23 protein-coding genes are annotated in these 22532 nt (G+C 73.5%); 11 read left to right on the forward strand and 12 right to left on the reverse strand.

Annotated elements, in window-relative coordinates:
* The gene (locus tag PED38_RS12045; protein ID WP_063071821.1) at positions 1-1008 is read left to right on the forward strand and encodes a glycine betaine ABC transporter substrate-binding protein; all 1008 of its coding nucleotides are present in this window, start codon (positions 1-3) and stop codon (positions 1006-1008) included.
* 228 nt (positions 1009-1236) lie between these two features.
* On the opposite strand, the gene PED38_RS12050 is transcribed toward PED38_RS12045, so the two are convergent.
* From PED38_RS12050 to PED38_RS12060, 3 genes are all read right to left on the reverse strand, one after another.
* Positions 1237-3045 (reverse strand): DEAD/DEAH box helicase, encoded by a 1809-nt coding sequence (locus tag PED38_RS12050; RefSeq protein WP_063071820.1) that lies wholly within the window; start codon positions 3043-3045, stop codon positions 1237-1239.
* Between the two features lie 199 nt (positions 3046-3244).
* On the reverse strand, positions 3245-4426 hold the full coding sequence (locus PED38_RS12055) for an acyl-CoA dehydrogenase family protein (protein WP_270981463.1): 1182 nt from the start codon (positions 4424-4426) through the stop codon (positions 3245-3247).
* A gap of 52 nt (positions 4427-4478) precedes the next feature.
* Positions 4479-5330 carry a VOC family protein gene (locus PED38_RS12060; protein WP_063071818.1) on the reverse strand — a complete coding sequence of 284 codons (852 nt, stop codon included), beginning with the start codon at positions 5328-5330 and terminating at the stop codon, positions 4479-4481.
* A 141-nt stretch (positions 5331-5471) separates the two neighbouring features.
* On the opposite strand from PED38_RS12060, the gene PED38_RS12065 reads away from it, so the two are divergent.
* Positions 5472-6263, forward strand: coding sequence for an SGNH/GDSL hydrolase family protein (locus PED38_RS12065; RefSeq protein ID WP_063071817.1), 792 nt, complete (start codon positions 5472-5474; stop codon positions 6261-6263).
* A 60-nt stretch (positions 6264-6323) separates the two neighbouring features.
* On the opposite strand, the gene PED38_RS12070 is transcribed toward PED38_RS12065, so the two are convergent.
* Positions 6324-7538 carry a D-alanyl-D-alanine carboxypeptidase family protein gene (locus PED38_RS12070; RefSeq protein WP_270981464.1) on the reverse strand — a complete coding sequence of 405 codons (1215 nt, stop codon included), beginning with the start codon at positions 7536-7538 and terminating at the stop codon, positions 6324-6326.
* Positions 7535-8344 carry a TrmH family RNA methyltransferase gene (locus PED38_RS12075; protein WP_063071815.1) on the reverse strand — a complete coding sequence of 270 codons (810 nt, stop codon included), beginning with the start codon at positions 8342-8344 and terminating at the stop codon, positions 7535-7537. The genes PED38_RS12070 and PED38_RS12075 overlap by 4 nt, the downstream gene beginning before the upstream one ends.
* Before the next feature lie 149 nt (positions 8345-8493).
* On the opposite strand from PED38_RS12075, the gene PED38_RS12080 reads away from it, so the two are divergent.
* Entirely contained in the window at positions 8494-9348 is an 855-nt protein-coding gene (locus tag PED38_RS12080) for a Sir2 family NAD-dependent protein deacetylase (RefSeq protein ID WP_063071814.1), read from the forward strand.
* A complete protein-coding gene (locus PED38_RS12085) occupies positions 9345-9980 on the forward strand; it encodes a histidine phosphatase family protein (RefSeq protein WP_063071813.1) in 636 nt (211 codons plus the stop codon). Before PED38_RS12080 ends, PED38_RS12085 begins: the two co-directional genes overlap by 4 nt.
* A 22-nt stretch (positions 9981-10002) precedes the next feature.
* Here the strand turns inward: PED38_RS12085 and PED38_RS12090 are convergent, their stop codons facing one another.
* Positions 10003-11097, reverse strand: coding sequence for a glycosyltransferase family 4 protein (locus PED38_RS12090; RefSeq protein WP_063071812.1), 1095 nt, complete (start codon positions 11095-11097; stop codon positions 10003-10005).
* A complete protein-coding gene (locus tag PED38_RS12095) occupies positions 11094-11990 on the reverse strand; it encodes an alpha/beta fold hydrolase (protein WP_270981466.1) in 897 nt (298 codons plus the stop codon). The genes PED38_RS12090 and PED38_RS12095 overlap by 4 nt, the downstream gene beginning before the upstream one ends.
* A 138-nt stretch (positions 11991-12128) precedes the next feature.
* Here PED38_RS12095 and treS point away from each other — a divergent pair, with 138 nt between their 5' ends.
* Positions 12129-13850 carry a maltose alpha-D-glucosyltransferase gene (gene treS / locus PED38_RS12100; RefSeq protein WP_012038402.1) on the forward strand — a complete coding sequence of 574 codons (1722 nt, stop codon included), beginning with the start codon at positions 12129-12131 and terminating at the stop codon, positions 13848-13850.
* A 10-nt stretch (positions 13851-13860) separates the two neighbouring features.
* Complete coding sequence (locus tag PED38_RS12105) at positions 13861-14562, forward strand: 3'-5' exonuclease (protein WP_063071810.1); 702 nt, start codon at positions 13861-13863, stop codon at positions 14560-14562.
* A 106-nt stretch (positions 14563-14668) separates the two neighbouring features.
* Here PED38_RS12105 and PED38_RS12110 read toward each other — a convergent pair whose 3' ends face one another.
* The 3 genes from PED38_RS12110 to glgA all read right to left on the reverse strand — a co-directional run bounded on the left by PED38_RS12110 (position 14669) and on the right by glgA (position 17095).
* Entirely contained in the window at positions 14669-14926 is a 258-nt protein-coding gene (locus tag PED38_RS12110) for a type B 50S ribosomal protein L31 (RefSeq protein ID WP_063071809.1), read from the reverse strand.
* A gap of 132 nt (positions 14927-15058) precedes the next feature.
* Positions 15059-15847, reverse strand: a complete 789-nt coding sequence (locus tag PED38_RS12115; protein WP_270981468.1) for an ABC transporter ATP-binding protein — start codon at positions 15845-15847, stop codon at positions 15059-15061.
* A 63-nt stretch (positions 15848-15910) separates the two neighbouring features.
* A complete protein-coding gene (gene glgA, locus PED38_RS12120) occupies positions 15911-17095 on the reverse strand; it encodes a glycogen synthase (protein WP_063071807.1) in 1185 nt (394 codons plus the stop codon).
* 46 nt (positions 17096-17141) lie between these two features.
* Here glgA and PED38_RS12125 point away from each other — a divergent pair, with 46 nt between their 5' ends.
* Positions 17142-18383, forward strand: coding sequence for a glucose-1-phosphate adenylyltransferase (locus PED38_RS12125; RefSeq protein ID WP_063071806.1), 1242 nt, complete (start codon positions 17142-17144; stop codon positions 18381-18383).
* Entirely contained in the window at positions 18380-19078 is a 699-nt protein-coding gene (serB, locus tag PED38_RS12130) for a phosphoserine phosphatase SerB (RefSeq protein WP_414747915.1), read from the forward strand. The genes PED38_RS12125 and serB overlap by 4 nt, the downstream gene beginning before the upstream one ends.
* An 18-nt stretch (positions 19079-19096) precedes the next feature.
* Here serB and PED38_RS12135 read toward each other — a convergent pair whose 3' ends face one another.
* Together PED38_RS12135 and fabG are read right to left on the reverse strand one after the other, a co-directional pair.
* Positions 19097-20053, reverse strand: coding sequence for a phosphotransferase enzyme family protein (locus PED38_RS12135; protein ID WP_063071805.1), 957 nt, complete (start codon positions 20051-20053; stop codon positions 19097-19099).
* A gap of 23 nt (positions 20054-20076) precedes the next feature.
* A complete protein-coding gene (gene fabG, locus PED38_RS12140; RefSeq protein WP_063071804.1) occupies positions 20077-20787 on the reverse strand; it encodes a 3-oxoacyl-ACP reductase FabG in 711 nt (236 codons plus the stop codon).
* Between the two features lie 119 nt (positions 20788-20906).
* On the opposite strand from fabG, the gene PED38_RS12145 reads away from it, so the two are divergent.
* The 3 genes from PED38_RS12145 to PED38_RS12155 are packed head-to-tail and all read left to right on the forward strand — an operon-like array spanning position 20907 to position 22488.
* Positions 20907-21395, forward strand: a complete 489-nt coding sequence (locus PED38_RS12145; RefSeq protein WP_063071803.1) for a DUF3099 domain-containing protein — start codon at positions 20907-20909, stop codon at positions 21393-21395.
* Positions 21392-21646, forward strand: coding sequence for a hypothetical protein (locus tag PED38_RS12150; protein WP_063071802.1), 255 nt, complete (start codon positions 21392-21394; stop codon positions 21644-21646). Before PED38_RS12145 ends, PED38_RS12150 begins: the two co-directional genes overlap by 4 nt.
* Positions 21643-22488 (forward strand): SURF1 family cytochrome oxidase biogenesis protein, encoded by an 846-nt coding sequence (locus PED38_RS12155; protein ID WP_270981471.1) that lies wholly within the window; start codon positions 21643-21645, stop codon positions 22486-22488. The genes PED38_RS12150 and PED38_RS12155 overlap by 4 nt, the downstream gene beginning before the upstream one ends.
* The last annotated feature ends 44 nt before the right edge of the window (positions 22489-22532 follow it).

Below are 22532 nucleotides of genomic sequence, written 5' to 3' on the forward strand. Positions count from 1 at the left end.
GTGCCGCTCCTCCCCCGCTCCGCCCGCGGTCGCCGGGCGCTTGCCGCCCCCGCGCTCGTCGTCGCCGCGCTCGCGACCCTGACGGGGTGCGGCCTGCAGCCCGCCACCGCCTACGCGCCGGATGCGGCGCCCGGCTCCATCCGCCCGCTCGACCTGCCGCCGGGCGCCTCGCTCACCGTCACGTCCAAGAACTTCACCGAGCAGCTCATCCTCGGCAAGATCGCGGTCATCGCCGCGCGGGCCGCGGGCTTCCGGGTGACGGACGAGACGAACGTCCCGGGGAGCGTGCCGGCGCGCGAGCTCATGACGAGCCACGGCGCCGACATGACGTGGGAGTACACGGGCACGGCGTGGCTCAGCTACCTCGGCCAGAAGTCCGGCATCGCCGACCAGCGCGCCCAGTACGAGGCCGTGCGTGACGCCGACGCCGCGAACGGCCTCACCTGGCTGACGCCCGCGCCGCTCAACAACACCTACGCGCTCGCCATGCGCGACGAGGAGGCGGAACGCCTCGGGATCACGAAGCTGTCGCAGATCCGGGACCTGCCCGTCGACAAGCGGACGTTCTGCGTGGAGGCGGAGTTCAACTCCCGCAGCGACGGCCTCTCGCCGCTCCTGGATGCGTACGGCATCCCGCGCGGATCCGCGGACGGCGTCCCGGACGGCAACGTCTCGATCTTCGACACCGGCGCGGTGTACACGGCGGCGGACCGGGGCACGTGCCAGTTCGGCGAGGTGTACACGACGGACGGGCGCATCGACAAGCTCGGCCTGCGCATCCTGCAGGACGACCTCGGCTTCTTCCCCGCGTACAACGTGGCGCCCGTCCTCGACAGCGCGACGCTCGCGGAGTACCCGGGCCTGCAGGACGTGTTCGACCGGATCTCCCCCGAGATCACCGACGACGCGCTCCGCGAGATGAACCTCGAGGTGGACGACCAGGGCGAGGAGCCCGCGGACGTCGCGTACCGCTTCATGGTCGACCACGGCTTCGTGACGGAGCCCTAGCCGCGCGTCCGGCGGGGCTGCCCCCGACCGATCGGGCGCGTCAGCTGCGCATCCACCGGCGGAGCTGCCCCCGACGGATCGGGCGCGTCAGCTGCGCATCCACCGGCGGAGCTGCCCCCGACCGATCGGGCGCGTCAGCTGCGCATCCACCGGCGGAGCTGCCCCCGACGGATCGGGCGCGTCAGCTGCGCATCCACCGGCGGAGCTGCCCCCGACGGATCGGGCGCGTCAGCTGCGCATCCACCGGCGGAGCTGGTCGATGCGCTGCTGCAGCTGCGTCACGCTGCACTGGCCGACGGCCGGCCCGCCGCACACGCGGCGGAGCTCGGCGTGCACGAGCCCGTGCGGTTCGCCGTGGAGCTTGGCGCGCATCCCGACGAGGCTGTTGAGGAGCTGCCGCTGCTCCTTGAGCGTGCGGTACAGCGGGATGTCGTCCGGGTCCTTGGGCGCGCCGCTCTCGGCCTGCTTGCGCTCGCGCTCGCTGGCGTGCTTCGACTGCCGGTGCTGCCGCTGGGCGAGGAGCTCGCGCACCTGCTCGGGTTCGAGGATCCCGGGGAGGCCGATGAACTCCTCCTCCTCGAGGCTGCCGACGTCGGCCATCTGCCCGAACTCGGCGCCGTCGAAGAGGACCTTGTCGAAGGTGGCCTCGGACCCCATCGCCTCGAAGGAGAACTCGCTGAGGAGCGAGTCGGACCCCTTCTCGCTGCGGTTGGCCTCGCCCATCATGGCGTCCTCGGGGTTGTAGAGGTCGCCCTCCTTCGAGGAGTCGCGGTCGAGGGCGTGGTCGCGCTGGCGCTCGAGCTCGTTGGCGAGCACGAGGAGGTTGGGGACGCTGGGCAGGAAGATCGACGCCGTCTCGCCCCGGCGTCGGGCGCGCACGAAGCGGCCGATGGCCTGCGCGAAGAACAGCGGGGTGGACGCGCTGGTGGCGTACACGCCGACGGCGAGCCGCGGCACGTCGACGCCCTCGGACACCATGCGCACCGCGACCATCCACCGGGAGGTGCCCGCGGAGAACCGGTCGATGTTGGCGCTCGCCTCGACGTCGTCGGAGAGGACGAGGGTCACGGGCTGTCCGCTGATCCGCTGCAGGATCGCGGCATAGGCGCGCGCGGTGGTGTGGTCGGTCGCGATGACGAGGCCGCCCGCGTCGGGGATCGACTGCCGCACCTCGGTGAGGCGGCGGTCGGCGGCCGCGAGCACCTGCGGGATCCACTCGCCGTCCGGTGCGAGGGCCGTGCGCCACGCCTGGGAGGTGATGTCCTTGGTGTTGCCCTCGGCGAGCTGCGCCTCCATCTCGTCGCCCATCTTGTTCCGCCAGCGCATGCTGCCCGCGTACGCGAGGAAGATGACGGGCCGGACGACGCCGTCGGCGAGCGCACGCCCGTAGCCGTAGTCGTAGTCGGTCTGCGAGAGGCGGACGCCGCGGTGGTCGCGCAGGTAGCTGACGAACGGGATGGGCGCCGTGTCGGAGCGGAAGGGCGTCCCCGTGAGCGAGAGGCGGCGGGTCGCGCGCTCGAAGGCCTCGCGGATCGCGTCGCCCCAGCTGAGCGCGTCGCCGCCGTGGTGGACCTCGTCGAGGATCACGAGCGTGCGGCTCGACTCGGTCATGGTCTTGTGCAGGTACGGGTTGGCGGCGACCTGCGCGTACGTGACGGCGGCCCCGTGGTAGTGCCGGCCGAGGGCGCCGGAGGAGTTGCTGTACATCGGGTCGAGGCGGACGCCTGCGCGGGCGGCGGCGTCGGCCCACTGCTTCTTGAGGTGCTCGGTGGGGGCGACGACGGTGATCCGGTCGATCGTCTTGCGGTGCAGCAGCTCGGAGGCGAGGCGGAGCGCGAACGTGGTCTTGCCGGCGCCCGGCGTCGCGTTGGCGAGGAAGTCGCGCGGCTCGTTCTCGAAGTAGGCGGTGAGGGCCTCCTCCTGCCACGCGCGCAGCTTGCTGACGGTGCCCCAGGCGGCCCGCTCCGGGAAGGCCGGCGAGAGGTGCTCGGCCGCGGCGGATCCGACGTGCGGAGGAGGGGACGGCAGGGTGCTCACTCGACCTCACGATACCCGCCCGCGGCGATCGACCCGACGGTCCGCGCCCCCGTCGGGGCGGACGGCGGCAGCGGATCCGCACGGCCGTCGGCGACGCGTCCCGACGCTCCCCGTCCGGCGGATCCGGCGCCCGGCCGACAGCCGGGCGCGTCGCCTCCGACGGCCGTCGGCGCGCGTCGAGCGGGTGCCCGGCGCGCGGTCAGGAGGGTCGGGTGCCGGGCCCGAGGAGCGCCGTCGCGAGCGTCTCGGCGGCCTGCCGGTCGCTCGGCGGGTGGAAGCCGCCGGCGAGGACGTCGCGGTGCAGGCGGCCCAGCTCGTCGCCCGTGCGGAACGACGACCCGCCCACGACGCCGACGGCCGCGCGCACGACGTCCGCGGCGGTGCGCGTGGCGCGGGCCTTGGCGCCCACGAGGAGCGACGGCCACCGGTCGCCGTGGTCGACGCCGCGGTCCACGTCCTCGGCGAGCGCCCGCAGCTGCGGGGCCAGGGCGTCCTGCTGGAGGGCCGCCTCGGCGACGAGCGCGCGCACGGCGGGGTCGACGGCGAGCGACGCCCCGCCCGCGGCGTGGGAGGTCCTGCTCCGTGCGGACGCGACCGCGAGGTCGAGCGCGCGCCGGCCGAGCCCCGCGTACACGGACGCGATCAGCAGCTCGAAGGCCTGGAGGACCGCGAGCGCGAAGGGGTCGTCGCGGCGTCCCGGCTCGCGGCGGCGGACGACGTCGGCGGCGGGCGCGTGCACGTCGCGCAGCTCGACGCTGTCGCTGCGCGTCGCGCGCATGCCGAGGGTGTCCCAGTCCTGGACGATCTCGAGGCCGGGCGCGTCGCGGCGCACGAACGCGTGCACGAGGAGCGGCCGCTCGGGATCGAGGTCGTCCCGGCCGAAGAGCCCGAGCCGGGTCCACGCGGGAGACATGCTCGCGGACGCCTTCGTGCCCGTGAAGTTGTAGCCGCCCGTGCCGTCGGGCACGGCGCGCGTGCGGGCGTCGCCGAGGCCGGCGTCGTTGCCGGGCTCACTGATGGCGAAGGCGAGCACCTCGCCGCGGGCGGCGTCCTCGAGCACGCCGCGGAGGGAGTCGTCGCCGCGGTCGGCGAGGATCCGCGCGACGGCCGTCCAGACGAGGTGCATGCCGACACCGAGGGCCGTCGCGGGAGCGGCCTCCGCGAGGAGCGACTGGCAGCGCACGGCGTCCGCGAGCGAGGCGCCGGATCCGCCGAGGTCGCGCGGCACGAGGAGGCGCAGGTACCCCGCCTCCCGCAGCTCCGCCAGGTCCTCCGTGAAGAAGGCGGCGCGCTCGTCGTAGCCGGCGGCCCGGGAGCGGATCCGCTCGAGCAGGGCGTCGTCGAGGAGCGCGTGCGGATCGAGCGGGTCGGCCGGCGTCATGCGCCCATCCTCCCCCGCGCGGACGGGAGCCCGGGGGCCCGGATCCCGCCGCTCAGCCGGCCGACAGGACCAGCGCGTTGCCCCACGGGTCCTCGAACGCGAGCGCGCGCCCGTCGTCCCGCGTGGCCACGCCCGCGTGGCGGAGCCGCGCGTCGACGGCCTCGACCTCGTCGCGCGTGGGCACCTCGATGCGGACGGTGCCGAGCCCGAGCGTCGCCGGACGCCGACCCGCGCCCCGGCTGTTCCAGGTGTTCATGGCCATGTGGTGGTGGTACCCGCCGGCCGAGACGAAGATCGCGGAGCCGTGCGCCCCGGCGACCAGCTCGAAGCCGAGCGCGTCGACGTAGAACGCGTGCGCCGTCCCGGTGTCGCCGACCTGCAGGTGCACGTGCCCGATGCCGGCCGCGTCGTCGGCGGCCGACGCGACGGGCGCGAGCTCCTGCTGCAGGTAGGCGTTCGGGTCGAGGTGCAGCGTGCCCATGACGAGGTGCCCGTCCTCCCACGTCCACTCGTCCCGCGGGCGGTCGGTGTAGAGCTCGACGCCATTGCCCTCGGGGTCGGTGAAGTAGAAGGCCCGGCTCACCAGGTGGTCGGCGCTGCCCGCGTACGTGCCCGGTGCTCGGCGGGCCACGGAGGCGACCGAGCGCGCCAGGGCCGCGGGGGTGTCGAAGAGCACGGCCGTGTGGAAGAGGCCGGCGTCCCCGGGGCTCGGCAGGTCGAGGCCGTGCCCGGTCTCCAGGATCACGGCGGGGGCGCTCCCCCGGCCGAGCATCACGGACCCCCGGCCCTCGGCGACGAGGTCGAGGCCGACGGCGTCGCGGTAGTAGGCGGTCATGGCGTCGAGGTCGCGGACCAGGAGGGTCACGGGCCCCATGGTCGTGTCGGCGGAGAGCAGGTCGGGCATGGGTCCTCGGGTTCGCTCGGTGTGGAACAGTTGCTTGAGGGCTCAACCAACTCGTCGCCGCGGTCATTCCCGCGCCGCGGACGCGACCCCCGGCGGGAGGCCGTTCCTATGATGGGAGGCGCCCCACCCGGAAGGAACCGCATGACCGAGCCCCACCCCTGGCGCCGCTACGTCGCCCTCGGCGACTCCTTCACGGAGGGCATCGGCGATCCCGAGCCGGGCAGCCCGGGCGGGCACCGGGGCTGGGCGGACCGCGTGGCCGAGGTGCTCGCGGATCAGGTCGAGGGCTTCTCCTACGCGAACCTCGCCATCCGCGGACGGCTCCTCGCGCAGATCGCCGACGAGCAGGTCGAGCCGGCCCTGGCCCTGCACCCCGACCTCGTGTCCCTCTCCGCGGGCGGCAACGACATCCTCCGGCCGGGAGCGGATCCGGACCGGCTCGCGGACCGCCTCGACGGCATGGTCGCCCGCCTCTCCTCCGAGGGCGCGACCGTGGTGCTCTTCACGGGCACCGACGTCAAGTTCTCGCCCGTGTTCGGGCGCCTCCGCGGCAAGGTCGCGATCTACAACGAGGACATCCGCGCCATCGCGGCCCGGCACGACTGCATCGTGGCCGACCAGTGGTCGCTCACCGAGATCCAGGACCCCCGCATGTGGGACGTCGACCGGCTGCACCTCGCGCCGCTCGGCCACCACACCGTCGCGCGCATGGTGCTCGCCGCGCTCGCCGTGGAGAACGACCTCGAGCCCCGCAAGCCCGAGCCGCTCCCGGCGCGCACGTGGCGGCAGGCGCGCGCGGGCGACATCGACTGGGCGCGCTCGTACTTCGTGCCGTGGGTGCTGCGGCGGCTCCGTCACCAGTCCTCCGGCGACGGGCGCACGGCGAAGCGGCCGGACGCGTCGCCGTGGACGCGCGTCGACGCGGACGGCTGACCGCGGCAGCCGCGGGCGCGGCAGGGCCGATCGGGCCGACCGGGCCGCGGGCGCCCGGCGTCAGCCGAGCATCTCCCCCGGGTTGCCCAGCCGCCACCAGCCGTCGGGTCCGGCGATCGCGCGGTCCAGCGCCAGCGGCACCTGCACGCTCTGCGCGCCGGCGGTGACGGTCGCGGTGCCCACCGGGTCCCCCGCGTCGCCCTCGCTCGCGCCGCGCGCGGCCACGGTCGTGGTCACAGGCGTGTCGCCCCACACCAGCAGCGTCTCGTCCTCGGTGGCGACGGCCTGCGCCGTGGCGCCCCAGGGGGTCGCGTAGTCGGCGAACGGCTCCCCGGCGGTGGCGACCTGGACCACGTGCATGTTCGCGGTCACGGTGGGCAGGAGCGCGAGCACCTGCCGGGCGAGCTCCGCGTGGTCGCGGGCACCGAGCGTGACCCCGACGATCGTCACGTCGCGGTCGCCCACCTGCGTGTCCACCGCCCAGAGCAGGCACTTGCCCGCCTGCTCGAGCGTGCCGGTCTTGATCCCGCGGAAGCCCGGCACCGACGCGAGCATGTTGCGGTTCTGGATGGTGCCCACGCCCGGGAGGTCCGCGCTCCTCTGGTTGACGATCCCGGAGAGCACGGGGTCGGCGAGCGCCATCTCGCCGATGCGCACGAGGTCGGGGGTCGTGCTCACCGTCTCGGGTGACAGGCCCATGGCGTCGGCGACGTGCGTGCCGGTCAGCCCGTGCTCGGCGAGCCACGCGTTCGCCGCGGCGACGAACGCGTCGTTGGACCCGTACGCCCAGACGCCCAGCGACGCCGCGTAGTTGTTCGCGCTCGCGAGCAGCGCGCCCTCGAGGAGGTGTCGCTGCGCGAGGCTCGTGCCCGGCACGGCCGGCTCGACGGTACCGTCCTGCTTGAGGATCTCGGCGCGCAGGGCCTCGTCCTCGGCCGTGAAGGTCACCTGCGGACCGTCCTCGCCGGGGGCGAGCGGCTTCGCCTGCAGCACCACCAGCGCGGTCACGATCTTGGTGATGCTCGCCATGGGGTGCGACACGGGCGCCGGGTCGTCGGTCGCGAGGACCCCGTCGAAGCCGACGGCGCCGACCGCGGAGACGCCCGCGCCCGGCCAGGCCTCGGGCGTGAGGACGTTGACGATCGGATCGGGTGCCTCGACCTGCGCGACCGCGGCCGGCGGATCCGCCGTCAGGCTGACCGGGACGTAGACGCCGCCGGAGACGAGGAGCGCGGCCGCGACCCCGGTGAGGACGAGGAGGCGGGCGCGGCTCACGCGGGCACCCGCAGCGCGTACAGCGCCACGGCGCTCGCCGCGGCGACGTTGAGGGAGTCCACGCCGTGCAGCATCGGGATGACGACCGTCGAGTCCGCGTGGCGGAGCGCGGCGCGGCTGAGGCCGTCGCCCTCGGTGCCGAGCACGAGCGCGATGCGCTCGGGTGGATCCGCCGCGAAGGCGTCGAGCGTCACGGCGTCGTCCTCCAGCGCGAGCGCGGCGAGGTGGAAGCCGGCCTCGTGCAGGAGCGTGACGGCCTCGGGCCACTCGGGCAGCCGGGTCCACGGCACCTGCAGCACCGTGCCCATGCTGACCCTGACGCTCCGGCGGTAGAGCGGGTCGGCGCAGCGCGGGGTGATGAGCACGGCATCGGCCCCGATGCCGGCGACGGCGCGGAAGATGGCGCCCACGTTGGTGTGGTCGACGACGTCCTCGAGCACCACCACCCGTCGGGCGTCGCGCAGCACGTCGGCGACCGCGGGGAGCGCCGGTCGGTGCATGGCGGCGAGCGCTCCCCGATGCAGGTTGTACCCGGTGAGCCGCTCCAGCACCGCGGCCTCCCCCACGAAGACGGGCACGTCGGGGAAGTCCGCGAGGAGCGGCGTGACGTCGTCGAGCCACTGCTCCTGCAGCAGCACGGAGCGGGGCACGTGGCCCGCGGCGAGCGCGCGTCCCATGACCTTGGTCGACTCGGCGATGTAGAGGCCTCCCGCCGGCTCGCTCACGCGGCGGAGCGCCACGTCGGTGAGCCGGGAGTAGTCCTCGAGCCCCGGGGCGTCGAGGTCCTCGATGCGGTGGATGTGCACGCCGATCCTCTCCGTCCGCCGGGCGGGGCGGTGCTGCTCGCGCGGAGCCATCGCGGGGGTGCGCTGTCTAGACTCGGCAGGACAATGATGCCCTGCCCCGTCGTCGCCCGCCGACAGGATGGGGTGTCCGTGCGCCACCGGGAGGCCCCATGAGCACCGCTCTCCGCGACGATCCCCGGCCCCCCGCGGGATCCACCGTGGCCGAGGCCGTCGAGCTGATGCGCGGCCGCCGCACGGCGGTCCTCACGGGCGCGGGCCTCAGCACCGACTCGGGCATCCCGGACTACCGCGGCGAGGGCGCCCCCAAGCGGAATCCGATGACGTTCCAGCAGTTCCGCAGCGAGGGCGACGACTTCCGCCGCCGCTACTGGGCGGGCGGGCACCTCGGCTGGAAGGCGTTCAGCTCCGCGCGCCCCAACGACGGGCACGCCGCGCTCGCCGACCTCGAGGGCGCCGGCGTCGTGTCGGGCCTCGTCACGCAGAACGTCGACGGCCTGCACGAGCGCGCCGGGTCGCGCCGCGTGGTGGACCTGCACGGGTCGCTCGACCGGGTCCTCTGCCTGGACTGCGGCCAGGCGTACGCGCGGTCGGCGATCGCCGACCGCATCAGCGCGGAGAACCCGTGGCTCGACCAGCCCGACGCGGTGGAGCTGAACCCCGACGGCGACGCCCAGGTGCACGACGTCGACCGCTTCCGGATCCCGGTGTGCAGCGTCTGCGGCGGCATGCTGAAGCCCGACGTGGTGTTCTTCGGCGAGCTGGTGCCCACCGAGCGCTTCCAGGAGGCGAGCGCCATCGTCTCCGACGCGGACGTGCTCCTCATCGCCGGCTCCTCGCTCGCCGTGAACTCCGGCATCCGACTGCTCGAGATCGCCCGGAGGAGCCGCATGCCGATCGTGATCCTCAACCGCGGCATCACCAAGGGCGACACGCGTGCCACCGTGCGCCTCGAGGGCGGCACCAGCGAGACCCTCCGCGCCATCGCGACGGAGCTCGCGTCGTGACGCGCATCGTGCTCGTCCGCCACGGCCGCACCGCGTGGAACGTGGAGCGGCGCGTGCAGGGATCGAGCGACATCCCGCTCGACGACACCGGCCGCGCCCAGGCCGCCACCGCGGGGGCGCTGCTCGCCGAGGCGGCGCACGGCGGCGCCGGCTGGGATGCCGTGCACGCCAGCCCGCTCGGGCGCGCGTTCGAGACCGCGTCGATCATCGTCGAGCACCTCGCGCTCGGCGGCTCCCCCACCGCCGGTCCCCTGCCGGAGCCGGCGCTGGCCGAGCGCCGCTACGGCCTCGCGGAGGGGCTCACCCACTCCGAGATCGAGGCGCGCTTCCCGGACGGCGACGTCCCCGGCCGCGAGACCGTGGAGTCCGTCACCGAGCGGGCCGGCGGAGCGTTGCTGCGCCTCGCGGAGGAGCACCCGGGCGGATCGCTCATCGTGGTGTCGCACGGCGGCGTGATCGCGGCGCTCGCCCGGAGCCTCGACCCCTCGCTCCTCGGTCGGCCGGGCCCCATGATCGAGAACGGCTCGGCGCACACCTTCGGCGTGATCGACGGGACGCTGTCGCTGCTGCGCTTCGGCGGCGTCGCGGAGCTCGCCGCCGTCGCCCCGTCATCGGAGGCCCGGCCCGCCTGAGCCGTCGGATCCCCGCGGGGGATCAGGCCGAGGGAGTCCTCGGCCGGGCGACCTGCACGAGCAGGTCCCCGAGCGCGGAGGCGGAGCGGTCCCAGTCGTAGGCGGCGGCCCGGGCGACGCACGCGGCGGACCGACGGCGCCACTCCGCGGGGTCCTCGAGGGCGCGGACCGCCGCGGCGAAGCCCTCGGGATCGTCCGGGTCGACGTAGACGGCGGCGTCCCCGCAGATCTCGCGGAAGATCGGGATGTCGCTGACGACGACGGGGAGCCCGACGCTCATCGCCTCGATGACGGGGATGCCGAAGCCCTCGTCGCGCGATGCCGTGAGCAGCGCCGTGCCGCGGCGCAGCGTCCGGGCGTACTCCTCGTCGCTCGGACCCTCGCGGAACACGAGGCGCGCGCCGTCGGCGAGCGCCTCCAGGCGCGCGCGCTCGGGTGCGGAGACGTGGCTCATCAGGTGCAGCTCGTGGTCGGGCAGGTCGTCGGCGGCGCGCACGAGGGTGTCGACGTTCTTGTACGGCATGTAGGAGCCCATGTACACGAGGGTGCGCTCGGCGGGGGCGTCACGGGGGCCGTCGGGCGCGCCGTCGGGCGCGGGCTCCAGCTCGGCGGCGTTGGGCACGACGACCACGGGACGGGAGGTGAGCTTGTGGCGGCGGATCAGCCCGCGCGTCGTCTCGCTGACCGTCACGATCGCATCGGCCCGGTCGAGCAGCAGCCGCTGCGGCCACCAGGCGAGGTGGAACGCGCGCCACAGGGCGCGCACCCCGGCCGGCAGGTCGCGCGGTGGACGCCGGTGGCGGTAGTAGATGAGGTCGTGCAGCGTGAGCACGAGCGGGTAGTCGCGTCCGCGGGATCCCATCGTCTGCATGGGGCTGTAGACCACGTCGGGGCGCAGCCGGGCGATGCGCCGGGCGATCCACGGCTCCCGGGCGCCGGTCGGCGCGCTCACCAGCTGCCACGGCAGGTCGGGCAGGAGGGCGAGCTGGCGGTGGTCGCTGATGAGCATGGTCACGTCGAAGCGCTCGCCCAGCCGGGCGACGAGCTCGGCGCCGTAGCGGCTGATCCCGTCGTGGCGGCCGACGCGCGTGTACCGGCAGTCGAACACGAGCCTCATGAGGCGCTCCCCTGGTCGAGGAACGCGCGGATGAAGCCGGCGGCCTCCCGGGGCGTCTCGTAGTGGATGAGGTGCCCGACGCGCGGGATGACCTCGAGGCGGGCGTCCGCGAACAGGGTGCGCAGCCGGTGCTGGGCGGCCACGCGGGTGATGTCGTCGCGCTCGGCCGCGACGAGCAGCACGGGCACGCGCACCCGGGGCGCGTAGGTGCTCACGTCCGAGGACACGGACGCCCGGAAGGCCTCGAGCACGACGCGGCGGTCGCCGAACGCGCTGAAGAAGCGGTCGTGCTGGTCGTTGATCCACCGGCGCAGCCCGCGGTCGCGTGTCTTCGCCATGGCCTCGCTCATCACCCGGACGATGGCGCGGTTGCGCAGCAGGCCGAAGCCCGCGCGCTCGGGGAGGACGGCGGCGGAGCGGTAGTACAGCACGGCGAGGCGCGTGAGGATCCCGCGCGGTCCCTCGAGGGCGGGGGCGGCGATCGGGTTGACGAGGATCGCCCGCGGGTTCGGGAGGCCGCCCGCGAGCGCGGCCGTGACGACGATCGATCCGAACGAATGGCCGAGCACGGTCGCGTCGCGCGTGCCCGTGGCGTCGACGAACGCGCGGAGCCATGCCGCGTACCCGGGGATGTCGTGCGCGGCGCCCGCCAGCGGCGCGGAGTCGCCGAACCCCGGCAGGTCGGGCGAGATGATGCGCACGCCGGGCAGCTGCGCCACCACCGGCTCCAGCCCGTGGTGGTCGCCGCGGAACCCGTGGACCACGACGAGGACCTCGCGCGCGTCGGCGGGACCGTACTCCCACCACGCGGTGGGGCTGCCGAGGACGTCGGCGGTGCGCCGGACGACGGGGATCCGGTCGAGCTGGGCGGCGTAGGGCGAGGGGACGTTCATCGGGGTCGAGTCTACGAGCGGCGGGCGCCCCCGGTCCCGGGCGCGCCGGGGGCCGTGCCGCGAGCCGCGCGCGCCTAGAGTTGCCCCCGAGCCTTCCCGCCCCGCCGTCGACGACCCGTCGCGCCCCTGAGGAGAACCGTGAGCTTCACCGCCCCCATCACCCTGCCCGGCCTCACCCTCGACAAGCAGTGGTACAAGCGCTCGGTCTTCTACGAGGTGATGATCCGGTCGTTCGTCGACTCGAACGGCGACGGCACGGGCGACATCCAGGGCCTCATCTCCAAGCTCGACTACCTGCAGTGGCTCGGCATCGACGGCCTCTGGATCCCGCCGTTCTTCCAGTCCCCGCTCCGCGACGGCGGCTACGACATCAGCGACTACATGTCGGTGCTGCCCGAGTTCGGCACGCTCGACGACTTCAAGGAGCTCGTCACCAAGTCGCACGAGCGCAACATGCGCATCGTCATCGACCTCGTGATGAACCACACGTCCGACCAGCACGAGTGGTTCCAGCAGTCCCGGTCCGACCCCGACGGCCCCTACGGCGACTTCTACGTCTGGAGCGACACCGACGAGAAGTACGAGGACATCCGCGTCATCTTCGTCGACACCGAGGAGTCCAACTGGACCTTCGACCCGGTGCGCCGCCAGTTCTTCTTCCACCGCTTCTTCTCGCACCAGCCCGACCTCAACTTCGACAACCCCAAGGTGCACGAGGCCATCTACGGCGTCATCCGCCACTGGCTCGACATGGGCGTCGACGGCCTGCGCCTCGACGCCATCCCGTACCTCTACGAGACCGAGGAGGGCAACGGCGAGGGCGAGCCGGCCACGCACGAGTTCCTCAAGCGCCTGCGCGCGATGGTCGACGAGGAGTACCCGGGCCGCATCCTCATCGCCGAGGCCAACCAGTGGCCCCGCGAGGTGTCCGCGTTCCTCGGCACCGAGGAGGAGCCCGAGTGCCACATGGCGTTCGACTTCCCGATCATGCCGCGCATCTTCTACTCGCTCCGCTCGCAGACCGCCGACGAGCTGAAGCGGATCATGAGCGAGACGTTCGAGATCCCGGAGGCCGCCGCGTGGGGCGTGTTCCTCCGCAACCACGACGAGCTCACGCTCGAGATGGTGAGCGAGGAGTACCGGCAGGCGATGTACGGCTGGTACGCCTACGACCCGCGCATGCGCGTCAACATCGGCATCCGCCGCCGCCTCGCGCCGCTGCTCGACAACTCGCGCGCCGAGCTCGAGCTCGTGCACGCGCTCCTGTTCTCGCTGCCCGGCAGCCCGTTCCTCTACTACGGCGACGAGATCGGCATGGGCGACAACATCTGGCTGCCGGACCGCGACGCGTCCCGCACGCCCATGCAGTGGACGCCCGACCGCAACGCCGGCTTCTCCACGGCCGACCCGGGCAAGCTCTACCTCCCGGTCGTGCAGTCCCTCGTGTACAACTACGCCCAGATCAACGTCGAGTCGCAGCTCGCGCAGTCGCGGTCGCTCCTGCACTGGGTGCGGAACGTCATCCACGTGCGGAAGGCCCACCCGGTCTTCGGCCAGGGCACCATCCGCGTGCTGCCGACCGACCACGAGAGCGTCCTCGCGTTCGTGCGCTCGTACGAGGGCAGCGGCACCCACTTCGGCGACCGCGCCGAGGACGTGCTCTGCGTGTTCTCCTTCGCGCACAACCCGGTGTCGGTCACGATCGACGCGTCCGACTTCGCGGGCTCGCAGCTCTACGACCTCTTCGGCGGCGGCGTCTTCCCGACGGTCGGCGACGACGGCCGGCTGACCCTCACGCTCGCGACGCAGAGCTTCTACTGGCTCCACATGGGTGCGCCCGCCATCGGCGGTCGCCCGTAGCATCTACAGGATGAGCTCCCGCTGGCACCACTCCCTCGCCTCCTTCGACCTCGAGACGACGGGGGTGGACGTCGAGACCGCGCGCATCGTCACGGCGTGCATCGTCGTGCTCGACGCCGACGGGAAGGTCACCGAACGGCACGACTGGCTGGCGGATCCCGGCGTCGAGATCCCTGCGGCCGCCGCCGCCATCCACGGCGTCACCACGGAGCGCGCCCGCGCCGAGGGACGCGATGCGGCCGCGGTCGTGCTCGAGATCGTCACGACCATCCGCGAGGTGTTCGCGCGCGGGCTCGCCCTCGTGGTCTACAACGCGCCCTACGACCTCACGCTCCTCAACCGGGAGGCCGTGCGCCACGGCGTCGAGCCGCTCCGCGACACCGGTCCCGTCATCGACCCCCTCGTCATCGACAAGGCGGTGGACACCTACCGCCGCGGCAAGCGCACGCTCTCCGTCGCCGCCGAGCACTACGGCGTGCGGCTCGACGACGCGCACGACGCGGGCGCGGACGCCATCGCCGCCGGGCGGGTCGCGCAGGCCATCGCCGGCCGGTACGCGGACCAGCTCGACATCCCCGTGCTCGATCTGCACGACCGCCAGGTCGACTGGTCCCGCGTGCAGGCGGAGAGCTTCCAGGACTACATGCGCCGCACGCGCGACCCCGCGTTCACGACGTCGGGCGCCTGGCCCGAGCGCCACGCCGACAGCTGATCCGGCCCGCTCCCCCGGCGCCGCGCTCCTCGGGCCGCCGCGGTGCGGGGACGACGAAGGGCGCCCGGCCGGAGCCGGGCGCCCTTCGTGGTGCAGCAGGAGGCTGCTACTTCTTGGTGCCGAAGTTCGCGTAGCGCGAGTTGAACTTCTCGACGCGGCCGGCGGAGTCCATGATGCGCTGCTTGCCCGTGTAGAACGGGTGCGACTCGCTCGAGATCTCGACGTCGATGACGGCGTACTCCTTGCCGTCCTCCCAGACGATGGTCTTCGAGCTGCTCACGGTGGAGCGGGTGAGGAAGGTCGCGCCGGAGGCGAGGTCGCGGAAGACGACGGGGGCGTACTTGGGGTGGATGTCGGTCTTCATCGGGGTGTCCTTCGTCGTTTCTGGTGTCTGCGTGGGAAGCGTGGGTGTCCGGGATGATCACCGGACCAGTGGACGAGCCTACCAGACGGGTGCCCGGATCGGGTCGGCGCGCCGAGGAGCGGCGCGGACGGATCAGCGGCGGACGGCGCGGGCCGTGAAGCGGCCGTCGTCCTGCGTGACCTCGAGCTCGAGGCCGAAGGCGCGGCCCAGGTTGTCGGCGGTGATGACGTCCGCGAGCGGCCCCGCCGCCACCACGGCGCCCTGGCGCAGGAGCAGCCCGTGCGTGAATCCGCGGGGGATCTCCTCGACGTGGTGGGTGACCATGACGATGCCGGGCGCCTCGGGCGCGGACGCGTAGCCGCCGAGCAGCTGCAGCAGCTCCTCGCGGGCACCGAGGTCGAGGCTCGCGGCGGGCTCGTCGAGGAGCAGGAGCTCGGGGTCCGTCATGATCGAGCGGGCGATCTGCACGCGCTTCTGCTCGCCGTCGCTGAGGGTGCCGAACTTCCGCTGCTCGAGGTGGTCGAGGCGCCACTCGGCGAGCACGCGCTGGGCGCGGCGCACGTCGATGTCCTCGTAGTCCTCGTTCCAGCGGCCGGTGACCGAGTACGCCGCCGTGAGCACCACGTCGAGCACGGTCTCGTCGGCGGGGATGCGGCGGGCCATGGCGGTGGACGCGAAGCCGATGCGCGAGCGCAGCTCGAAGACGTCGACCCTGCCGAGCTCGTGGTCGAGCACCGTGGCGGTGCCGGAGGACGGGTGCGCCATCGCCGAGGCGATCTGGAGGAGGCTCGTCTTGCCCGCGCCGTTGGGGCCGAGCACGACCCAGCGCTCGTCGCCGTCGACCGTCCAGTCCACGTGGTCGAGGATGGTCGTCCCGTTCCGGACGAAGGACACTCCGGACAGGGAGAGGACGTGGCTCATGCCCGTCAGTCTATCCGCCCAGGCCCCGGGCGCGGCCCGCCGCCACCCGGGCCGCGAGGCCGGTCAGCGGAGGATCGACGCGTAGATCGCCTCGGTCTGCCGGGCGATGCGGTCCCAGCCGAACTCCCGCTCGGCACGCACCCGGCCGGCCTCGCCCATGCGGCGCGCGGCCGCGGGATCCGCCACGACCTCGGTGAGCGCGGCGGCGAGGTCGCGGACGAACCGCTCCGGGTCGGTGGGCGTGCCCGTGCCGTCCGTCGCCTGGTCGATGGGGACGAGGCGGCCGGTGACGCCGTCGTCGACGACCTCGGGGATCCCGCCCGTGGCGGTGCCCACGACGGGCGCGCCGCACGCCATGGCCTCGAGGTTCACGATGCCGAGCGGCTCGTAGACCGACGGGCACACGAAGACCGTGCCGGCGGTGAGCACCGCGGAGAGCTCGCGACGCGGCAGGAGACGGTCGATCCAGACGACGCCGGAGCGCTCCTCCTGGAGGCCGCGCACGAGGGCCGTCACCTCCTCCATGATCTGCGGGGTGTCGGGCGCGCCCGCGCACAGCACCATCTGCACGTCGGCGGGCAGGAGCGCGGCCGCGCGCAGCAGGTACGGCAGGCCCTTCTGGCGCGTGATGCGGCCGACGAAGACGACCGAGGGGCGCGACGGATCGATGCCGAGGGAGCGCACGAGGTCCTCGTCGTGCACGGGCGCCCACGCCTCGAGGTCGATGCCGTTGTAGACGGTGTGCACGCGCGCCTCGTCGAGCGCGGGATACGAGCGGAGGATGTCGCGCTTCATGCCGTCGCTCACCGCGATGACCGCGTCGGCCGCCTCGTACGCCGTGCGCTCGATCCAGCTGGAGACGCGGTAGCCGCCGCCCAGCTGCTCGGCCTTCCAGGGTCGGAGCGGCTCGAGGCTGTGCGCGGTGACCACGTGCGGGATGCCGTGCAGCAGCGACGCGACGTGGCCCGCGTGGTTGGCGTACCAGGTGTGGGAGTGCACGACGTCGGCGCCGGCGACGTCGCGCGCGATGGCGAGGTCGACGGCCATCGTCTGCAGCGTGGCGTTGGCGCCGGCGAGCTCCGAGGGGACGGGGTAGGAGAAGACGCCGGGCTCGTCACGCGGCGCCCCGAAGGCGCGGACCACGACCTCCGTCTGCTGCCGCATGGCCTTCACGAGCTCCGTGACATGCACGCCCGCACCCCCGTAGACCTCGGGCGGGTACTCCTTCGTGATGACGTCTGCTCGCATTCGTCGAACGCTAGTACATGCCCTGACGTGCATCTACGCTGGTGCAATGGCATCGAAGAAGATCTTTGGAATCGTGCTCGCCGGCGGCGAGGGCAAGAGGCTCATGCCGCTCACCGCGGACCGCGCCAAGCCCGCCGTCCCGTTCGGCGGCCAGTACCGGCTCATCGACTTCGCGCTCTCCAACCTCATCAACTCGGGGCTGACGCAGATCGTCGTGCTGACGCAGTACAAGTCGCACTCGCTCGACCGCCACGTGTCGCAGACCTGGCGCCTCAACCAGATGCTCAACTCCTACATCGCGTCCGTGCCCGCGCAGCAGCGCCTCGGCAAGCGGTGGTTCAGCGGGTCGGCCGACGCCATCCTGCAGAGCCTCAACCTCATCAACGACGAGAAGCCCGACATCGTCGTGGTGGTGGGCGCCGACCACGTGTACCGCATGGACTTCAGCCAGATGATCGACGCGCACATCGCGTCCGGCCACGGCGCGACGGTCGCGGCCATCCGCCAGCCCATCGAGCTGGCCGACCAGTTCGGCGTGATCGACGTGGACCCCGCGAACCCCTACGCCATCCGCGCGTTCCTCGAGAAGCCGAAGGACCCGCAGGGCCTCGACGACTCCCCCGGCGAGGTGCTCGCGTCCATGGGCAACTACGTCTTCGACACCGACCAGCTCATCGACGCCGTGCGCCGCGACGGCGAGAACGCCGAGTCCGCGCACGACATGGGCGGCGACATCGTGCCGTGGTTCGTGGAGCAGGGGAACGCCGGTGTCTACGACCTCAACCGCAACGAGGTCCCCGGTGCCAACGACCGCGACCGCTACTACTGGCGCGACGTCGGCACCATCGAGTCGTTCTTCGACGCGCACCAGGACCTCATCTCGGCGCTGCCGGTGTTCAACCTCTACAACAAGGACTGGCCGATCTTCAGCCAGCAGCTCAACAGCCCGCCCGCGAAGTTCGTCCGCGACGCGCAGGGCAACACGGGAACGATGATCGACTCGATCACCTCGCTCGGCGGCGTCATCAGCGGCGCCCACGTCGAGCGCAGCGTGCTCGGCCCGTGGGTCATCGCGGAGTCGGGCGCGCGGATCGTCGACTCCATCGTCTTCGACAAGGTGCACATCGGGGCGGGCGCGGTCGTCAGCCGCGCCATCCTCGACAAGGACGTCGAGGTGGAGCCCGGCGCCACCGTCGGCGTCGACCACGACCGCGACCGCGCGCGCGGCTTCACGGTCACCGACGGCGGGATCACCGTCGTGGGCAAGGGCGTGCGCGTCACCCCGTGAGCGCCGTCCTCCCCCTGACGCGTCCCGCGGTGCCGGCGCCGGACACGCGAGTCGCGGGTCCGCGCATGCTCGTCGTGCTCGACGTCGACTCCACCCTGATCGAGGACGAGGCGATCGAGCTGCTGGCCGCGGAGGCGGGCTCGCTCCACGAGGTCGCCGCCGTCACCGAGCGGGCCATGCGCGGCGAGCTCGACTTCGCCGAGAGCCTGCGCTCCCGCGTGCTCACGCTGGTCGGCCTGCCGGATTCCGTGCACGCGGTCGTCGGCCGCCGCATCCGCGTCACCCCGGGCGCCGAGCGGCTCGTCGCGGGCCTGCACGACGCCGGCCACGTGGTCGCCGTCGTCTCCGGCGGGTTCCACGAGCTGCTGGATCCGCTCGCCGAGCGCCTCGGGCTCGACCGGTGGCGCGCGAACCGGCTGGAGACCGTCGACGGGTGCCTCACGGGACGGGTCGCCGGCCCCGTCGTCGACGCCGCGGCGAAGCGCGCGGCCGTCGAGGAGTGGAGCGCGGAGCTGGGCATCCCGCTGTCGCGCGTCGTCGCCGTGGGCGACGGTGCCAACGACCTCGAGATGATGTCGGTCGCCGGCCTCTCCGTCGCCTTCGACGCGAAGCCCGCCGTCCGGGAGCGCGCCGACGTCTGCATCGACCGCCGCGACCTCGCGCAGGTGCTCGCGCTCCTCGGCCTCCCCCGCTGACGCGGCGTCGCCGCCGCCTCAGCCGCCGACGACCGCCCGGGCGATGGCGACGAGCTGCGCGATGTTCGCGGGCATCCGCTCGCGCTCGGACGGCAGGCTCGCGAGGTGCGTGACGTTGTCGAGGTACGCCAGGAAGATGAACGCGCCGAAGCGCTCGTCGGGGACGCCCGTGCTTCCGCCCGCCGCGGTGTAGGCGCGGTGGAACTGCGCGCGCTGCCGGGGCGCGAGGTACATGATCGCGGCGGCGACGTCGAGTCCCGCCGGGCCGAGGCCGCAGCGGTCGAAGTCGATGACGGAGGCGCTGTCGGGCCCCTGGATGAGGTTGCCCGGGTGGTAGTCGCCGTGCACCATGATCGGGGGCCCTGCCTCCGCGAGCGTGGCCCGCAGCTCCTCGACGGCGCCCGCGAGCGCGGCGGCGGTGGACCCGTCGGCCATGATGCCGGGGTAGCCGTCCGCCAGCCTCTCCAGCCGCAGGGCGGCGTAGTCGGCGTCGTACCGGCGACGGCGCGAGGCCAGGGCGACCGCGGCCGGGTCCGCGCCCGCGGCGTGCAGCGCCGCGAGCGCCTCCGCGAACGGCCCGGCGTCGGCCGTGGCCGGGAGGCTGCTCAGCATCTCGCCGTCGTGCCAGGTGAGGAGGCTCGCGAGCCGCAGCTCGACCCGCTCCCCCGACGCGCCCGTCACCGCCCGACGGAGGCCGACCTCGTCGTCGTCCGGCACGGCGGCCTCGACGGTCGCGGTCCAGTTCGCGTCGCGCGTGCGCTGCGGCACGGGCACCGAGGCCCCGCCGCGCGCGGCCAGCATGGCCAGCCAGTCGAGCTCGAGGTCGATCTCGTGGGGCTTCCGCCGCGCGACGTGCAGGCGGAGCAGATAGCGCGATCCCCCCTCGACGTCCACGCGGTACGCGTGGTTGTGCGTGGCTCCGAGCTCGGTGAGCTCGGCGGGACCGATGTCCCACGCGGCCAGGAGGTCGGACACGGCCCTCTCCCCGACGAGCGGCGTCAGTGGCCCATGCCGAGGCCGCCGTCGACGGGGATGACGGCGCCCGAGATGTACGCGGCCTCGTCGGAGGAGATCCACGCGACGACGCCGGCGACCTCGGCGGCGGTGCCGTAGCGGCCGGCCGGGATGGACTTCCGGTACTCGGCCGCGGTCGCCTCGGGCAGCTCGGCGGTCATGTCGGTCTCGATGAAGCCCGGGGCCACGACGTTGGCCGTGATGCCGCGACCGCCGAGCTCGCGCGTGACCGAGCGGGCGAGGCCGACGAGCCCGCTCTTGGACGCCGCGTAGTTGACCTGGCCGCCGGAGCCGTAGAGGCCGACGACGCTCGAGATGAGGACGATGCGGCCGAAGCGGGCCTTGAGCATGCCCTTGGACGCGCGCTTGACCACGCGGAAGGCGCCGCCCAGGTTGGTGTCGACCACCTCGGTGAAGTCGGCGTCGCTCATGCGCATCATCAGGGTGTCGCGGGTGATGCCGGCGTTGGCGACCACGACCTCGACCGGGCCGTACGCGGCCTCGACCTCGGTGAACGCCGCGTCGACGGACGCGGCGTCGGTGACGTCGGCGCGGACCGTGAGGCTGCCCGCGGGACCCTCGCCCGAGCGGGCGGTGACGGCGACGCGGTGGCCCTGGCGGAGCATCTCCTCCGCGATCGCGTACCCGATCCCCCTGTTGCCTCCGGTGACGAGGACGGTGCGTGCGGCGCTCATGGGGGACCTTCCCTTACGGCTCGGCGGGGGCATGCGGACTCGGGAGATCCTATCGGTGGTGCGGCGTACCCTTGTCCCGATGGGGCGCGCGACGTGCCCTCGAAGGACGCCAACCACGCATGCCAGCCCCGCAGCAATCGGTCACCAGCCTCCCCCGGTCCCCGCAGGAGGACCGTCACGCGCGCATGGTGAAGTACACCATCGCCATGAGCATCAGGATGGTCTGCATCCTGTCCTGCCTGTTCCTCCAGGGCTGGTGGCTGGCCGTCGCGGCCGTCGGCGCCGTCGTGCTCCCCTACTTCGCGGTCATCCTCGCGAACGTGGGCGGCAACCAGGGCACGGCCGTGGAGCGCCCGGGCGGCGTCGTCGCCGTGTCCGCGCGGCACTCGGGCTTCCCTCCGCCGGCCGCGCCGTACGTCCCCTCCGAGCCGTTCACGATGTCGGAGCCGCACGCGCCGTCCGAGCCGTCCCGCTCCTCCGAGGCCTTCACGACCCCCGAGCCCTTCACCACGTACGAGACCGGCCGCGCTCCGGAACCGCGTCCGCACGCCTCCCGCCCCGCATCGGCCGCCGAGCCGGGCGTGCCCGACTCCCCGACCGACGCGTGAGCGGGCTCGCCTCCTGGGGGCTCGGCTCCGGTCCGTCCCCCGACGTCGTCCAGTGCTCGCGCGCCGGCTGCCGGGTGGACGCCGCCTGGCGGGTCGAGTGGCGGAACCCGCGGATCCACACCGCCGACCGCGTGAAGACGTGGACGGCGTGCGACGAGCACGTCGGCTTCCTCCGCGACTTCCTCGCCGGCCGCGACTTCCCCGTGCGGGTCGCCGCCGTCGACGCGCCCGTCGAGGGGGCGATCGCGTGAACCGCTGGCGCTTCGTCCTCAACCGCCGCTGGGCCGGCTACCTGCTCGTCGCCGTGGTCTTCTCCATCGCCTGCGTGCTGCTCAGCCACTGGCAGTTCGCCCGTCGCGACGAGGCCCTCGCCGAGATCGCCAAGGTGGAGGACAACTGGGATCGCGCGGCGCAGCCGGTCGACCAGGTGCTCGCCGACACGTCCGCGTACGTCGACACGCAGAAGTGGACCCCGGTCACCATGACCGGCACGTACCTCGTCGACCAGCAGATCCTCGCGCGCAACCGCCCCTTCAACGGGCAGCCCGGCTTCGAGGTCCTCACGCCGCTGCGCCTCGAGGACGGACGCGTCTTCGTCGTCGACCGCGGGTGGGTGCCCATCGGCAACTCGCAGGACTCCCCTGACTCCGTGCCGGCGCCGCCCGCGGGCGAGGTCACCGTCACGGCGCGGCTGAAGGCGGGCGAACCGGAGCTGCCGGGACGCACCGCCCCCGAAGGGCAGATCGCCACCGTGAACCTGCCCGACATCGCCGACCGCATCCAGGCGCCCACGTTCACCGGCGCGTACGGCCTGCTGATGTCCGAGGACCCGGCCCCCGCGGCCGCGGCGCCGTTCGCCACGCCGCGTCCGGAGGAGGACGAGGGCCCGCACCTCTCCTACGCCTTCCAGTGGCTCGTGTTCGCGATCATCGCCTTCGTGGGGCTGGGCGTCGCGATCCGCAACGAGTACCGCATCATCAACCAGGACGACCCCGAGGAGCAGGACCGCGAGCGTGCCCGCCAGGCGAAGCGGGCGCGGAAGCAGCCCTCGGACGCCGACGTCGAGGACCGGATCCTCGACGACGCGCGCTGAGCGCACCCCGCCCCGACGCTCCCGTCGGGAGGCCGCGGGCTGCG

This window comes from Clavibacter sp. CT19 (assembly GCF_027858075.1).
GTDB lineage: Bacteria > Actinomycetota > Actinomycetes > Actinomycetales > Microbacteriaceae > Clavibacter > Clavibacter tessellarius_A.